The organism is Bradyrhizobium sp. 76 (assembly GCF_023073025.1).
Lineage (GTDB): Bacteria > Pseudomonadota > Alphaproteobacteria > Rhizobiales > Xanthobacteraceae > Bradyrhizobium.
The window spans coordinates 1,058,198-1,073,759 of record NZ_JADPIS010000090.1; the positions used below are offsets into that span (position 1 = coordinate 1,058,198).

The window sequence follows — 15,562 nt, forward strand, 5'->3', positions numbered from 1 at the left end:
GGGAACGTCCATGACCAGGAAGCAGTGGTTACTGTCCGGCTTCGTCGCCTTCACGTGTCTTGCGTCGACCGCCGCCGTATCAGGCCCGGTCGAGAACTACGCGCCGGTCACCGCGCAGCGGTTGGAAAACCCGGAGCCCTCCAACTGGATGCTGTACCGGCGGACCTATGACGGGCAGGGCTACAGCCCGCTAGACCAGATCAACACCTCGAATGTGAAGAACCTCACCCCGGTCTGGACCTTCGCGACCGGCGTCGTCGAAGGCCACGAGGCGCCGCCGATCGTCAACAACGGCGTGATGTTCGTGGCAACCCCGATGGGGCAGGTGATTGCGCTGAACGCCAAGACCGGCGACGAATATTGGCGCTACAAGCGGCAGCTCCCCGACGATCTGTTCCAGCTGCATCCGACCAGCCGCGGCGTCGGCCTCTGGGAGGACAAGCTCTATCTCGCCACCACCGACGACCATGTCGTCGCGCTCGACGCCAAGACCGGCAAGGTGGTGTGGGACACCAAGGTGCAGGACTACAAGAAGGGCCAGTACATGACCCTGATGCCGCTGATCGTCGACGGCAAGGTCATCGTTGGCGGCTCCGGTGGCGAGTTCGGCGTGCGCGGCTATGTCGCCGCCTATGATGCCAAGGACGGCAAGGAGTTGTGGAGGACTTATACGATTCCGGGCGAAGGCGAACCCGGCCACGACACCTGGCAGGGCGAGGACTGGAAGAACGGCGGCGGCTCGGCCTGGATGACCGGCAATTATGACAAGGACACCAAGACGATCTATTGGGGCGTCGGCAACGCCGCGCCGTGGCCCGGCGAGATGCATCCCGGCGACAATCTCTATACCTCCTCGGTACTCGCGCTCGATCCGAACACCGGCAAGATCAAGACTTATCACCAGTACCACCAGAACGATTCCTGGGATTGGGACGAGGTCGAAGCGCCGATGTTGATCGACCTGCAACGTGACGGTCGCAACATCAAGAGCCTGGTCCATCCGGGACGCGATGCGATCTTCTGGATACTCGAGCGCACGCCGACCAAGATCAACTACGTCGCCGGTTGGCCGTTCGTCTCCACTGACGTCTGGAAGGGCATCGACGCCGAGAGCGGCAGGCCGATCGTCGACCCCGCGCACAAGCCGATGGTCGGCAAGCGCGTGGAGTTCTGTCCGTCGCTGTGGGGCGGCAAGGATTGGCCGTCGGCGGCCTACAGCCAGAAGACCGGCCTCGTCTACGTACCCGCCAACGAGAATTTCTGCGGCGGGTTCACCGGCGAGAAGGTTCCGCTCAAGCCCGGCGAGCTCTGGCTCGGCACCAAGCCGGAGGACATCGGGCTGAAGACGAAGCCCGGGGCGGATCATTTCGGCGAGCTCCAGGCCTGGGATCCCGTTACGGGCAAGAAGATGTGGCAACACAACTTCCCGAAATCGCAGCTGTTCGGCTCGGTGACGGCGACCGCGGGCGATCTCGTCTTCGTGGGCGGCACCAACGACCGCAACTTCCGCGCCTTCAACGCGAAGTCCGGCGAGCTGCTGTGGGAGCAGAAGACCAACTCCGGCATCATGGGCATGCCGGTGTCTTATGAGATCGACGGCACGCAATACATCGCAATCCAGTCGGGATGGGGCGTGGATGCGCAGCGCATCCAGGATGCACTCGTGACCAACAATATCGGCATCGAAGCCAACGTGCCGCAAGGCGGCGTGATCTGGGTGTTCGCGCTCAAGAAATAAGCTCCGCTGGCGGATCGAAAGAAGCGGAGTGTCAGGGGGCAAATGCGGCGGACGGCAACGTCCGCCGCATTTTGCGTTGGCGTCTTCCCTTCGCTCCTTGCGGAAGAAGGTGGCGCGAAGCGCCGGATGAGGGGTTCCATCCGCGCATCTCAACGTGCGAGGCTCGCGCAGGCATACCCCTCACCCAGCGTGATCGTGGCAACCGGCGTCGCTGCCCTCTCCCGCAAGGGGAGAGGGCACAACGATGCGGTTCGGCGAAGAAGTAGAGCCGATAATCACGACGTCAAAACGCCAATGCGCAGATCGCTACTTCCCCTCGCGCTCGACCTTGTCCTTTTCCTTCTGGTTCATCTCGCGAACCTTGGGATCTGGATTGTGCTGCCCGGTGGTCTGGGTGGTCGAGGGCGGCGTGGCATTGGCGTTGGGCACAGAGTTCTGGTCCGGCGTACTGGGGCGCGTCGCCGTTGTCGGCGGCGTGGTGTTGCTCTGGGCGTATGCGCCAGTGGCCGTCAAAAGAAAGGCGCTCGACAGCAATGAGACTGCGAGCGCCTTTGAGATATGGGTCATCGATCTGCTCCTGTCAGATCGATGCAAACGGCGCGAGGCCGCCTTGTGTTCCCGCCTTTACGCTTCCAATTGCTTGCCGAGCGGAAGGCTGCGGATGCGCTTTCCGGTCGCAGCGAAGATGGCATTCATCAGCGCTGGCGCGAATGGCGGGACGCCGGGCTCGCCCACGCCGCTCGGCGGCGTGTCGGGTCCGGGCGGCACGATGTAGACGTTGGTCACCGCAGGGGATTCGTCGATCCTGAGGACCTGGAAGTCGTCGAAGTTCTTCTGCTGCACCTTGCCGTCCTTGAAGGTGATCTCGCCGTATTTCGCGAGACTGAGCCCCATGATCGCCGCGCCCTCGATCTGCGAGGCGATGCGCTCGGGGTTGACATAGGTGCCGCAGTCGATGGCGGTGTCCACCCGCGGCACCGTCAGCTTGCCCTTGTCGTCGACGGCCACCTCGACGATGGTCGCGATATAGCTGACGAAGCTGCGGTGCACGGCGATGCCGAGGCCATGGCCCTTAGGCACCTGTCGGCCCCATTCGCCCTTCTCGGCGACCAGCTCGACCACCTTGCGCAGGCGCGCGGTGTCGATCGGATAGCTGTCCAAGGGCTCGCCGTAGTTCCACATGTCCTTCACAGCAGGCTTGACGATGCGCGGGCTGCCGATCAGCGCGAGCAGCGTCTCCTTCTGGTCGCGGCCGGTTGCATGGGCGATCTCACCCACCATCGACTGCACCGCGAAGGCGCGCGGGATGTTCGAGACCGAGCGGAACCAGCCGATGCGGGTGAACGCCGCGGCCTCCGGGTTCTCGCAGGAGATGTTGGCGATCTCGAAGGGCATGTCGACGAGGCCCATGCCGAGCTCGAAGGGCGCCTCATGCTTTGCACCCGCCGCGAACGTCGAGGCGATGCTCGGGGCCACGCTGCGATGGCGCCAGGCGATCACCTTGCCGCTCTTGTCGAGCCCCGCCTCGATCCGTTCCACGGAGACCGTGTGCAGGAAATCGTGGCGGACGTCGTCCTCACGCGTCCACTGCACCTTGACGGGCACGCCGAGCTCCTTCGACAGCAGCGCGGCCTCGAGCGCGAAGTCGCATTTCGACTTGCGGCCGAAACCGCCGCCGAGCAGCGTGACGTTGACCGTGACATTGCCCTCGGGAATGCCGAGCGTCTTCGCGACGTCCTCGCGCGTGCCGCCCGGGCTTTGCACCGGCGCCCAGATCTCCGCTTTGTCACCCTTGACGTCGGCGACCGCCACCGGCGGCTCCATGCTGACATGGGCAAGGTGCGGCAGATAATATTCGCCGACAACGATCTTGTCGGCGCCCTTCAGAGCAGCCTCGGCGTCGCCTTCCTGGCGCACGACAAGGCCCGGCTTGCGCGAGGCCTCCTCGAGCTCCTTGCGGTAGGCGACGGAGTCGTATTTGCCGTTGGCGCCGTCGTCCCAGGTCAGCTTCAGCGCGTCGCGGCCCTTGATCGCCGCGCCGGTGTTGCGCGCGATCACGGCAACGCCGCCGAGCGGCTGGAATTTCGACGGCCACGGCCATCCGCGCACCTGCATCACCTTCTCGACGCCGGGGACCTTCAACGCCGCGTCCGGATCGAACTTGACCAGCTTGCCGCCGGTCACCGGCGGGCGCGCGATCACGGCATACTTCATGCCTGGCAGCCGCACGTCGGCGCCGTAACGCGCCTTGCCGGTGGTGATGTCATGGAGATCGACGATGCCGATCTGGCCCTTGCCGAGATAGCGGAAGTCCTTGGGGTCCTTCAGCTTGAGCCCTTCGATGCTCGGCACCGATTCCTTGGCGGCGTCGGCTGCGAGCTCGCCGAAGCCGAGCTTGCGGCTCGTCGCGCTGTGGACGACCTCGTGATTGACGGCCTTGACCTCGGTTGCCGGCACACCCCAGCGTTTCGCGGCGGCTTGCTCGAGCATGGTGCGTGCGGAGGCACCGATCTGGCGCATCGGCATCAAATAATGCCGCGTGCTGCGCGAGCCGTCGGTGTCCTGGTTGCCGAACTTGACCTCGTCGCCATGGGCCTGTTCCACCTTGACCCGCGACCAGTCGGCTTCCATCTCCTCAGCCACGATCAGCGGCAGGCTGGTGCGCACGCCCGTGCCCATCTCGGCGCGGTGGGCGAGGATGGTGACGGTGCCGTCGGGTGCGACCGCGACGAACACGCGCGGATCGACCACGACGCCGTGCGGCATCTTGCCGGCGCCGGTCTCGTAGGCGAACGCCTGGCGCGACATCACGGGAGCAGCGAGCACAAAGCCGCCGGTGATGCCGAGCCCCTTCAAGATGCTACGGCGCGAGACCTTTTCGACCCTGATGTTCTTCTCGAAGCCACGAAGCTTCCTCGGATTGTCGATGAAATTCATGTCACACTCCCGTCGATGCGAGATGGACCGCATTCTCGATGCGCTGGTAGCAGCCGCAGCGGCAGATGTTGCCGGACATCGCTTCGCGGATCTGGTCGTGCGACGGCTTTGGATTGTCCATTAGCAGCGCAGCCGCCTGCATGATCTGGCCTGCCTGGCAGAAGCCGCATTGGGGGACGTTGACCTGCCGCCAGGCCTTCTGCACCGGGTGATCGCCGTTCGGATGCAGTCCCTCGATCGTCGTGATCTCGCGGCCGGCGACGTCGTTGATCGACGTGATGCAGGCGCGCACAGCTTCCTTGTCGACGATGACGGTGCAGGCGCCGCACAGGGCCTGGCCACAGCCGAACTTGGTGCCGGTCAGCCCGGCCTCGTCGCGCAGGAACCAGAGTAGTGGGAGATCCGGGTCGCCGTCCCAGCTCTGTTCCTGGCCGTTGATCTTCACCTTGATCATGATCGTCCCTCGCTCTTCATAAGCTTGTTGATTTCAGATTTTCCAGATGCCGGTTGGTGCAATGTCCGCTGCGCGGCGTCGCATTCCTGCGGTCATCCCGCGCGGGCAGATCCCGGCAGGACTCAGGAATGCCAATTCATGTCCGGATGTGCTCGATACCTCCCGTCGTGTTCTTGATTATTGAATTTTGCGCGGCATCGTCACGACGCGATCTTAGTGGGATCGCTTCGGTCCGGTCACAGCCAAGTGTTCTCTCGTCAGCTGTTCTCGATGGGAAAAGATTGCAACGAAGGTTTGTCAAAAGCAGGGCGCCGCATCACGCCACGCGCCTCTTGAGATGGGCACAATAAAAAAAAGCTTCGTCCGCCAGAAGATCTGTGCGGACGAAGCAGGATGCCTCAGTCGAGGGAGGGAGAAACGCAGGGGCCGCGGACCTCAAGCAGGAAGCCGGCGGTCCTGCGCAGTCATTCAGAGACCAGGACTGAGGGAGCTGACGGTCCCACACAAGTGCAGTCGAGAAGCGGCGGCATCGCCGCGATTGTCCCGGGTCGGCTCCGTCCGCTCGCTGGGTGTGGTGGAACCAGCGAGCGGGCGGGGCGCGGCAAACGTCAGGCGGCCTTTGCTTAAGCGGCCTTTACTTAGGCGGCCTTGGCCTTCGCCACGTGGGTCGCGATGGCGTCCATCAGCGCCGGCGACAGGCAGTCATAGGGCTCGAGACCAAGCTCCTTGAACCGAGCCCGTATTCCGCCCATCTGCTCCGGCTTCACGCCCGATTCGATCACCGACGAAACGAAGGCGGCGAATTGCGGCGCCTGCGAACCCTGTTCCTGGAACAGTTCGGGGTGAATGAAGTCGAGGCCGTAGAACGGGTGACCCTTGTTCTCGATGCGGCCGTACATGTGCGTGCCGCAGGCCTTGCAGGCGTAGCGCTGGATCACCGCCGATGGATCGACGATCTGGAGCTTGTCGCCGTTCTCGAGCACGGTGACGTTCTGGCGGGGCACCACGGCGACGACGGAGAAATTCGCGCCCTGCGGTTTCCAGCACTTGGTGCAGCCACAGGCATGGTTATGCGCGACGTCGCCCTTGACGGCGACCTTGACCTGATGGTCGCTGCATTTGCATGCGAGCGTGCCGCCGGCGAAGCTGCCGCTGCCCTGTTTGATGCCGTTATCGATCGAGGGATGGAGTGCAACAGTCATGGGTCGATCCTCCTTGGGGTGACGCTTTTCGAGTTAGAACACGACGACTGAACGGATCGATTTGCCCTCATGCATCAGGTCGAAGCCTTTGTTGATGTCTTCGAGCTTGAGCGTGTGGGTAATCATCGGGTCGATCTGGATCTTTCCGTTCATGTACCAGTCGACAATCTTCGGCACGTCGGTGCGGCCCCGCGCGCCGCCGAAGGCGGTGCCGCGCCAGTTTCGCCCGGTGACGAGCTGGAACGGGCGGGTCGCGATCTCCTTGCCGGATTCGGCAACGCCGATGATGATCGAGGTGCCCCAGCCGCGATGGCAGGCTTCCAGCGCCTGGCGCATCACTGTGGTGTTTCCGGTGCAGTCGAAGGTGTAGTCGGCGCCTCCGTCTGTCAGGGTCACGAGATGCGGGACGATGTCGCCCGTGATCTTCTTGGGATTGACGAAATCGGTCATGCCGAACCGGCGTCCCCATTCCTCCTTGGAGTCGTTGATGTCGACGCCGATGATCTTGTCCGCGCCAGCCATCTTGGCGCCCTGGATCACGTTCAGGCCGATGCCGCCGAGGCCGAACACGACCACGTTGGAGCCCGGTTCGACCTTGGCGGTGTTGACGACGGCACCGACGCCGGTGGTGACGCCGCAGCCGATGTAGCAGCTCTTGTCGAACGGCGCGTCCTCGCGGATCTTGGCGACCGCGATCTCCGGCAGCACGGTGAAGTTCGAGAAGGTCGAGCAGCCCATGTAGTGGTAGATCGGCTTGCCCTTGTAGGAGAAGCGGCTTGTGCCATCAGGCATCACGCCCTTGCCCTGCGTCGCGCGGATCGCGGTGCAGAGATTGGTCTTCTGGCTGAGGCAGCTTTTGCATTGCCGGCATTCCGGCGTGTAGAGCGGGATGACATGGTCGCCCGGCTTCACCGAGGTCACGCCAGGGCCGATCTCGCGGATGATGCCCGCGCCCTCATGGCCCAGGATCGACGGGAAGATTCCTTCGCTGTCGAAGCCGTCGAGCGTGTAAGCGTCGGTATGGCAGATGCCCGTCGCCTTGATCTCGACCAGGACTTCGCCGACCTTCGGTCCTTCCAGATCGACTTCGACGATCTCGAGCGGCTTCTTGGCTTCGAAAGCGACGGCGGCACGTGTCTTCATCTTAAGCTCCTCAAATTCCGGCAGGGCGCCAAGAACCAGGTCCTGGTCGGGCTCCGCACGTTCACTTCTTGCCCATGCACGAATCTTCGTTCTTGGTATAGGCGTCGTTCTTGTCGTCGTGCTTGCCAGGTCTGGTGCGGCCCCAGGCCTCGTTGGAGCGGGCGCGCAGATAGACGTAGAGATCGTCCATGTAGCAGGCGACGTTCGGGTTATCGCCGAAGGCCGGCATCACGTTCTCTGCGGCAGTCGAGATGTTCTTGCGGCCGGAGGCGACGACGCCGAGAAAATCGGCATAGCTCATCGTCTTCAGCGAATCCTTCAGCGCCGGGGCGTAGGTCGAGCCCATGCCATCCGGGCCGTGACACACATGGCAGTCCGAGTGATAGCGGCGGTATCCGGAATAGGTATACCAGTCGACGGAGCCGTCGGTGATCTTGTAGGTTGGGTTGCCTTCCTTGTCGGACCATTCGCCGGTTTCGTTCTGCTTGACGGCAGTCGGGTCACCTGAGCCGTCCGCGACGGCAATTCCCCCGGACGCGATCAAGAACATCGCGGCAATGGCAGAGCAGATTTTACGCAAGAGATTTTCCTCGGAAGGCATTCGGTGAGACGAGCCGGCGCGTGGAGTTGATCCACGCGCCGGAGCGATGCTGAGAGGCCTAGTTGGGCAGCGAGAACACGGTCAGCGTACCGCCGAGTGCCGTGTAGTTGCTGAGCGCCGCGTAGCCACCGACTGCGCCGAGACCGGCGGTCGGATCGGTCAGACCTGCCGCCAGACCGATGCCAGCCCAGCCGCCCACGCCGGAGAGCACTGCGACATACTGCTTGCCGCCGTTCTCATAGGTGGTGACGTTGCCGATGATGCCGGAGGGAGTCTTGAACTTGTAAAGCTCCTTGCCGGTCTTGGCGTCGACTGCCTTCAGGTAGCCTTCGAGCGTTCCGTAGAACACCACGTTGCCTGCGGTTGCGAGCGCACCCGACCAGACCGAGAACTGCTCCTTGTTCGACCAGACGATCTTGCCGGTCTTGCCGTCCCAGGCGATGAAGTTACCCATGTGGGTTTCACCCTGCGGCGGATACATCGAGAGCGTCGCACCCACATAGGGCTGGCCCGCGGTGTAGCTCACCTTGAACGGTTCATAGTCCATGCAGACGTGGTTGGTCGGAACGTAGAACAGCTGCGTGTCCGGCGAGTAGGCTGCCGGCTGCTCGTCCTTTGTGCCGAGCGCGGCCGGGCAGATGCCCTTCACGTTGTGGTCCTCGCCCGCCTTGTCGGTCGAAGCTGCGTCGAGCACCTTCGGGCGGCCGTAGGTCGGCGAGTTCTTGTCCATGTCGACGCCGGAGGTCCAGTTCACCTTCGGATCGTACTTTTCGGCGACCAGGAGCTCACCGGTGGCACGATCGAGCGTGTAGCCGAGGCCGTTACGATCGAAGTGCGTCAGCAGCTTGCGCGGCTGGCCGTTGATCTGCTGGTCCGAGAGGATCATTTCGTTGACGCCGTCATAGTCCCACTCGTCGTGGGGCGTCATCTGATAAACCCACTTGGCCTGGCCGGTGTCAGGGTTGCGAGCCCAGATTGTCATCGACCATTTGTTGTCGCCGGGACGCTGCTTCGGATTCCAGGTCGAGGGATTGCCCGATCCGTAGTAGACGAGGTTCAGCTCGGGGTCGTAGGAGATCCAGCCCCAGGTGGCGCCGCCGCCGATCTTCCACTGATCGCCTTGCCAGGTCTTCAGGCTGGAGTCCTTGCCGACCGGCTTGCCGAGTACGGTGGTCTTCTCGGCGTCGACCAGGATTTGATCATCCGGTCCTTCAGAGTAGCCGCGCCAAGCCAGCTTGCCGGTCTTGATGTCGTAGGCGCTCATATGCGCCTGAACACCGAACTCACCGCCGGAAATGCCGATCAGCACCTTGTCCTTGACGACGAGCGGCGCCGAGGTGCCGGTCTCGCCCTTGCCGGGATCGCCATTCTTGGCGGTCCATGCAACCTGACCGGTCTTGGCATCGAGCGCGACCAGGGTGGTGTCAGCTTGATGCAGGAAGATCTTGCCGTCGCCGTAAGATACGCCGCGGTTGACTGTGTCGCAACACATCACGGGGATGACGTTCGGATCCTGCTTCGGCTCATACTTCCAGACGATCTTGTTCTCGTTCGAAAGGTCAATAGCGTAGACCTTGTTCGGGAACGGTGTGTGGACGTACATCATGTTGCCGATGATCAGCGGGCCGCCTTCATGGCCGCGCAGCACGCCGGTCGAGAAGGTCCAGGCGACCTGGAGCTTGCCGACGTTTTGAGCATTGATCTGGTTGAGCTTGGAATAGCGGGTATTGGCATAGTCGCCCGCCGGCATCACCCAGTCTTTCGGGTTCTGCGCCATCTTGTTCAGCTCGTCATTGGCTGACGCGCTGCCTACGGCGAGAGCCGCAGCGGACCCAAGAAAGGTCGCCAGTAGTACCTTGCGCATAGTCATTCCTCCGTTGTCTCGTTTATTTTTCCGAAGCATTGCTCAATCACCGGGCTTCTCGTCCGGTGTCTGCTCGTGCAGGGCGGTCACGTTTGGGACCAGAAACGATGCTGGGTGCTTTCTCCTCCTGATGAGAGCTACGGGTCCACGTGCAGGAGCGGCCCGTTTTTGTTGTTCCTGATGCATCCGTAGCGACTTCGCCCTCGGGAAACTTGCCCAAGAGAGAAGCTGGTTTGCTTGACAGCGCACGGCCGCGAAGATTCTGATTTTGCAGTAGCGAATTCAGCGGCTTCCGCAGCGCTTTGGGACTGTCTTCCACGCTTAGGTTCCCCTTGACGGCGCTGCAACTAAGGCGGAGGATTAACTTCCAAGGGTGGCAATGGAACGATGGCGCTCGTTCCAGAAGATCGCTCAAAATCGAGGTAAACGTCACGCAATCACGGTTCAGGGCTCCGGCAGCGCGGCTCGCGATTCGCGTCAAAATCTCCGGATCAAACCAGTGGCTGGATTAATGTCCGACACAATTCACACGCTCTCGACGACGGGAATGACGCCGAAGCGGCAGATCCAGAGCTGGATAGACGGGCTGACGAGCCTGTGCGGGCATTTCGACGTCGATCCGCTGGAAGCGTCTTCGCTCGAAGGCCGCATCGACTACACCAGCGTCTCGCGCCTGAAGCTCTGCCAGATCGAGGTCAGCCAGCATCGCATCGCGCACACACTGGCGCGCGCCAAGGCCAACGAACACCCATATATCAAGATCCACTTCCAGACTTACGGCGTGTCCTATTTCGAGCAGGAAGGCCGCCACATCGAGCTCAACCCGGGCGACATCATCGCCTATGACGTCTCCTGTCCGCATTCGATCATCAGCCCTGCTTTCACGCGCCACGACGTGGTGATCGTACCCAAGGCGCTGCTGCGGGACCGCGGGTTCCCGTCGCAGCGAATGCCGGCCTGCAAATTGACCTCACGCACGGGGACGGGGCGGATCGCCCACGATTTCGTCCATGCGACCTTCGACGAGGCGGCCAAGCTGTCGGCGAATAGTGCGGTCGGCGTCGCCGATTCGCTGATCGACCTCTTGCTGCTGCCGCTGCGCGAGGCGGACACGATGCTCGATCGCGTCGGTCCCGAAGCGACCTATGTGCGCGCGCAGTTCTTCATCCGCGAGCATTTGCGCGATCCGGATCTGTGCATCGACCAGATCTCCGGCGAGCTCGGCTGCTCCAAGCGTTATCTGCACATGCTGTTCTCGGAGCGCGGCACCACGGTGAGCGACTACATCTGGCAGGCGCGTCTTCAGAATTGCCGCCAGGAGCTGGAGGCCCACGCCGGCAAGACCATCACCGACGTCGCGTTCTCCTGGGGCTTCTCCAGCTCATCGCATTTCAGCCGGGTGTTCCGGAAATATTTTGGCGTAGTGCCGTCCTCGATCCACAAGGCGCAACAGGGCGTGGTTGCCGCGGACGAGCATTAGGCAAACGCCAGGTTCGGCGACGACGACGGTTGACCGTCGCGCGCCCGCGATGTCTCTCACGCCGATATGGCGATGTAGGGAATGCTGGTCAGGAGAGCGGCGAGCAGCACCGCATTGCCGAGCATTCCACTCCAATGTAGTCGGCGTAGCCGGCGCGGGGCCTCGGCATCGCCGGCGTCCCTGGCGCTGAGCTGTTCGTCCATCCGTTGCATGAACCAGCGGCGTCCGTAGATCGCCAAGGCTGCAAGAAGGCCAACGCCCATCGCGGCGACCAGACGACCGTCGAGCAGGAAAGCGACCGCTCCGATGAGTCCGGCAACGCGCATCACCAGAAAATGCGCATTGAACATTCCGCGCAAAAGCTGGGCGACGGGCTGAATATCCAGCTTCACCAGTAGGAAGGCCGGAGACGCCAACGTGAAATAGCCCATCGGAAAGAGCAGGATGATCATGACGGCTACGGCAACGCCATCCGGTGTCATGGGATCGGCCTTTCTCGTCCGCGCCGGTGAGACCTTCCCGGCAGCATCGCACAATCATAGCGGGAAAATACGTTTCCGGCACTAGGCTTTGGTCGAATGCTGCGCCGCGAAGGGCGTCTTGTCTCGCGGTTCAGGAGGGCTCGAGGCCGAGGGACCGCGCGCTCTCGATCCAGATCGGCAGCTCGCGCTGATATAGGGCGTTGGTTTCCTTGAAGCCGATCGCGGGTTCGAGCACGAACGTGTTGAGAACCTCCTTCACCTTCGGATCGTTGTTGGCAGCGACGCAAAGCTCCGCCAGGCGGTCGACGACCGGTTGCGGTGTCGCCTTCGGCACGGCCCAGCCGGAGAAGCCGCTAACGGTGAAGAATTTCGACGTCGCGCCCTGCTCGGGGAGGGTCTTGATATCGGGGATGGCGTCGACCTTCTTCGAATGAACCGCGAACACTGTGCCGCGATCGCTCTGCAAAACCGATTGCGCTGCCGTGTAGCTGCCCATGGCGACATCGAGCGTACCTTCCAGCATGCCCGTCCACATCGGGGCTTCGCCGCGATAGTGGATCGGCTCGATGGCAAGGCCGTACTGCTTGTTGAGCTCGTGGACCGTCATATGCGGGGCCGAGCCTGCGCTATAGGTGCCGAAGTTGACCTTGCCGCTCTTGCGCGCAAAGGCGACGAAATCCTCCAGCGTCTTGACGCCGGTTTTCGGGTTCGCCACCAGCAACAGGCCGGCGCCCGGAATGACGCTGACGAGCGTCAAATCCTTGTCCATGTCGTAGCCCGGAGTCTTCATCACCACCCGGTTCATGATGTAGGTGGTCGAGATCGAGCACAGGATGGTGTGGCCGTCGGGCTCCGCGCGGGCGACCTCCGCCGTCCCGATCGCGCCCGCGGCACCCGGCTTGTTCTCGACGACGACGGTCTTTCCGACCTGCTTGGCAATGAATTCGCCATAGGCGCGTGCGAGCAGGTCAGTCTGTCCGCCGGCGGGATAGCTGCAAATCATGCGAATTTGCCGCGATGGCCATGCAGCCTGCGCCGAGGCGTTGCGCGAGACGAAAGGCGTCGCGAGCGTGGCGGTGCCGGCGGCAATGAAGTGGCGGCGATCGAGTTTTGGGGACATGATTCTCTCCCGGGTTGTCGCCGACGGTACTGCATCGGGTCGCCTCTGCCATGGGTGGCAGGCGAGACAGATTGGCGCATTCGAAGGGCCGCGCTGTGCCTATTCGGGCGTCATCAGGACAATCGCACTTTCGCATGACACGCAGCCAGACGATTTCGGTCAGGGCTACCGCAAGCAAGCCAAAGGTGCCGCCGATCAGCACGTTGACGACGCGCTCCTCCGCGATGCCGCTGGCGCTGCCGGCGAAAGAGGCGGCCAGCGCGATGAAGAAGCAGCGCAGGCCGAAGCCGATGATGTAGCGGGAGAACGAGATCAGCGTGAGGGTGGCCGCGAGAACCGCGAGCGCATAGCCGACCCGGCTTTGCGGCAGCACCATGCCGGCGAGGAAACCGAGCGGCACGCCGGCGACGGCGCCGATCGCCCGCTGCTTCAGCTTGCCGGTCGAAGCGGCGAGATCGCCGACCACGACGCTTGCGGCCGACCACATCACCCATTGGCCCTGCGCGAGATCGAGGATCTCGACCAGAGCCGCCGCAGCGAACACCGCAAGGGCGGTTGCCGCCGCGGGCACAAACCATTCGGCCGCGGGCGCTCCGAACGAGCTCGCGGCATCGCCGCACCGTCGCTGGTCGTAAATCCGGATGGCGCAGACCAGAGCCAGCGCGATCGGAGAGGACACGATTATCATGCCGGCATGGCGCAGTGCTTCCGAGGCGCTCACGCCCTCCCGCACCTCGCAGGCAAGATACACGGCGGGGATGAACATCCAATTCCCGAGCGTGCGGAAATGTTCGCCGTGGCGCGTCACTGCGACCGCAAGGAATCCGGCGAGCGCCGTCAGCACTGCGAATAGCGGCTTGATCGGGTTCGCGAGGAACAGCGCGGCAAAGGTGAGGAGGATGGCGAGATAATGCCACGCGACGACTTTCGGCGGAAGGTGCAGCCTGAGTGCGGGAATGAGCAACGAGACCGCGACCAACCCGAGATTCAGCAGCGCCGTCTCGCGCGCGATGAAATAGGCGGCGACCATCGGGCCGACGACAATCAGCGCCCGCACCAGCTCGCCGGTCTTGATTTCGCGCGAGAGGAGATCGCGCAGGCTTGCGGTGGAAGGATTCACGATGCCACCGGATGGCCGAATGAAAACCGCGGCATCATAGGGTGCAGAATGTCGCCGAGCCAGCGATGGTTGTAGCGGGCCCATCGCTGACCACTTTATCCGTCATTCCCGGGAGCCGGACGCTCCGGTCAACGCTGAATGATCTTCATCCAGACGTCGCCGAGGATCGCAGGCTCACGTGGCGGCAGATAAGTCAGCCCCGCCTGCGCGCCGAATTCGGCGATCTTGCCCTCGGCAGCAAGCCCGGTCAGCGCCTTGTTGACGGCGTCGATCAGCACGGGGTCGCTGGCGAGCCCGACATAGCCGCGATTGGCCCCGATCGGATAGTAGTAGCCGGACGCGGTGATCGCTGTATCGGGGTGCGCGGCGCGATGGGCGTCGAGGCGGCCGAGGTCGATCAGCGTCGCGTCATAGTCGCCGCGGGCAAGTGCACCGAGGAGATCATCGCGGCCGGGGACGAGATGGGTGATGTCGTCGATCAGGCGCCCCTTGTCGAAGGTCATGAGGATCGCATCGCCGAGCGAGCCGCTCTCGATGACGAGGCGCAGGCCCGCGAGATCGCCGATATCGCCGATCTTGCGACCCCGCGCCTTCGGTCCGAGCACGACCGTCATCGGCGAGTAGGCATAGGGCTGGCTCGGCGCGAGCACGCCGAGCGCGACGCGGCGGCGCCGGTCGTCGCGCGTGGCGCCGGAAAAATCCGGCAGGCGCGCCGTTTTCATGCCGGGCTTGACGAGGGAGTCCGTCGTCAGCGCGTAGCCGCCAACGAGCGAGCAGCGGCCGTCGGACAGCAGCGCATTGGCCTCGAGCTGCGGGCTCGAATCCTCGTCCAGCTTGCTCTCGAACCACTGGATCGTCAGCGGCCGTCCGAGCCGATCGGCGATCGCTTGCGCCAGCAGCACGTCGAAACCCGAGCCCGGCTTGCCCTTGTGATGCATCGAGAGCGGCGGCCTGTCTTCGTCGAGACAAATCTTGAGCGGATCGTCGGCCGCGCGTGCAGCCGCGGCCGCCGCCGCGAGGATCGCGGCAATGCTCCAAGCGGCCAGCCAGCGCCTCATGGTTTTCTCCGGCTCGAGATGAAGGCCCAGAGATTCCCGATCTCCTCGTCGCTGAGAATATCGGCCCAGGGCGGCATCTTGTTGTTCTTGCCGTTCTTCACGGTGGTGACGAAGCGCGTCTTGTCGTCGGGGAAAGCGCGCAGGTCCGGCGTGATGGTGCCGGGGTTCATCATGTTGGGACCGTGGCAGTGCGAGCATTTCTCGGCATAAGTCGACTTGCCGTGGTCGATCTGTGCCTGCACGGGATTGCCGGTTGAATCATCCGCGGCACGAACGGTCGCCGCAAGCGCGACCGTCAGCACCGCGACGGTGGCGAGGATCGCCACCGTCTTATGAGATAGCTTTCTCAGCATCGTGCCGTGG

14 protein-coding genes are annotated in these 15,562 nt (G+C 63.3%); 2 read left to right on the plus strand and 12 right to left on the minus strand.

Translation table 11 applies throughout. The annotated features are described in order from the left end of the window. Positions 1-10: 10 nt before the first annotated feature. Positions 11-1,738, plus strand: a complete 1,728-nt coding sequence (locus tag IVB48_RS21675) for a methanol/ethanol family PQQ-dependent dehydrogenase (RefSeq protein WP_027566530.1) — start codon at positions 11-13, stop codon at positions 1,736-1,738. A gap of 306 nt (positions 1,739-2,044) precedes the next feature. Here IVB48_RS21675 and IVB48_RS21680 read toward each other — a convergent pair whose 3' ends face one another. The 7 genes from IVB48_RS21680 to xoxF5 all read right to left on the minus strand — a co-directional run bounded on the left by IVB48_RS21680 (position 2,045) and on the right by xoxF5 (position 9,939). Then, entirely contained in the window at positions 2,045-2,305 is a 261-nt protein-coding gene (locus tag IVB48_RS21680; protein ID WP_027566531.1) for a hypothetical protein, read from the minus strand. A 57-nt stretch (positions 2,306-2,362) separates the two neighbouring features. Beyond that, the gene (locus IVB48_RS21685) at positions 2,363-4,675 is read right to left on the minus strand and encodes a molybdopterin cofactor-binding domain-containing protein (protein ID WP_027566532.1); all 2,313 of its coding nucleotides are present in this window, start codon (positions 4,673-4,675) and stop codon (positions 2,363-2,365) included. Between the two features lies 1 nt (position 4,676). Then, positions 4,677-5,129 carry a (2Fe-2S)-binding protein gene (locus IVB48_RS21690; RefSeq protein ID WP_007601363.1) on the minus strand — a complete coding sequence of 151 codons (453 nt, stop codon included), beginning with the start codon at positions 5,127-5,129 and terminating at the stop codon, positions 4,677-4,679. Positions 5,130-5,767: 638 nt separating this feature from the next. Continuing rightward, entirely contained in the window at positions 5,768-6,331 is a 564-nt protein-coding gene (gfa, locus tag IVB48_RS21695; RefSeq protein WP_027519384.1) for an S-(hydroxymethyl)glutathione synthase, read from the minus strand. 33 nt (positions 6,332-6,364) lie between these two features. Beyond that, positions 6,365-7,474 carry an S-(hydroxymethyl)glutathione dehydrogenase/class III alcohol dehydrogenase gene (locus IVB48_RS21700; RefSeq protein WP_027566533.1) on the minus strand — a complete coding sequence of 370 codons (1,110 nt, stop codon included), beginning with the start codon at positions 7,472-7,474 and terminating at the stop codon, positions 6,365-6,367. 61 nt (positions 7,475-7,535) lie between these two features. After that, a complete protein-coding gene (locus IVB48_RS21705; protein ID WP_027566534.1) occupies positions 7,536-8,024 on the minus strand; it encodes a c-type cytochrome, methanol metabolism-related in 489 nt (162 codons plus the stop codon). Between the two features lie 109 nt (positions 8,025-8,133). Then, positions 8,134-9,939, minus strand: a complete 1,806-nt coding sequence (gene xoxF5 / locus IVB48_RS21710) for a lanthanide-dependent methanol dehydrogenase XoxF5 (RefSeq protein ID WP_247402751.1) — start codon at positions 9,937-9,939, stop codon at positions 8,134-8,136. A gap of 511 nt (positions 9,940-10,450) precedes the next feature. On the opposite strand from xoxF5, the gene IVB48_RS21715 reads away from it, so the two are divergent. Continuing rightward, entirely contained in the window at positions 10,451-11,419 is a 969-nt protein-coding gene (locus IVB48_RS21715; RefSeq protein ID WP_247402752.1) for a helix-turn-helix domain-containing protein, read from the plus strand. A 56-nt stretch (positions 11,420-11,475) separates the two neighbouring features. Here the strand turns inward: IVB48_RS21715 and IVB48_RS21720 are convergent, their stop codons facing one another. The 5 genes from IVB48_RS21720 to IVB48_RS21740 all read right to left on the minus strand — a co-directional run bounded on the left by IVB48_RS21720 (position 11,476) and on the right by IVB48_RS21740 (position 15,552). After that, on the minus strand, positions 11,476-11,901 hold the full coding sequence (locus tag IVB48_RS21720) for a hypothetical protein (RefSeq protein WP_027566537.1): 426 nt from the start codon (positions 11,899-11,901) through the stop codon (positions 11,476-11,478). 130 nt (positions 11,902-12,031) lie between these two features. Further along, positions 12,032-12,904, minus strand: a complete 873-nt coding sequence (locus IVB48_RS21725; protein WP_247402755.1) for a tripartite tricarboxylate transporter substrate binding protein — start codon at positions 12,902-12,904, stop codon at positions 12,032-12,034. Then, positions 12,870-14,141, minus strand: a complete 1,272-nt coding sequence (locus IVB48_RS40945) for an FUSC family protein (protein ID WP_247402758.1) — start codon at positions 14,139-14,141, stop codon at positions 12,870-12,872. Before IVB48_RS40945 ends, IVB48_RS21725 begins: the two co-directional genes overlap by 35 nt. Positions 14,142-14,269: 128 nt before the next feature. Then, positions 14,270-15,199, minus strand: a complete 930-nt coding sequence (locus IVB48_RS21735; RefSeq protein ID WP_247402761.1) for a transporter substrate-binding domain-containing protein — start codon at positions 15,197-15,199, stop codon at positions 14,270-14,272. Further along, positions 15,196-15,552 carry a cytochrome c gene (locus IVB48_RS21740; protein ID WP_027566541.1) on the minus strand — a complete coding sequence of 119 codons (357 nt, stop codon included), beginning with the start codon at positions 15,550-15,552 and terminating at the stop codon, positions 15,196-15,198. The genes IVB48_RS21735 and IVB48_RS21740 overlap by 4 nt, the downstream gene beginning before the upstream one ends. Between the last annotated feature and the right edge of the window lie 10 nt (positions 15,553-15,562).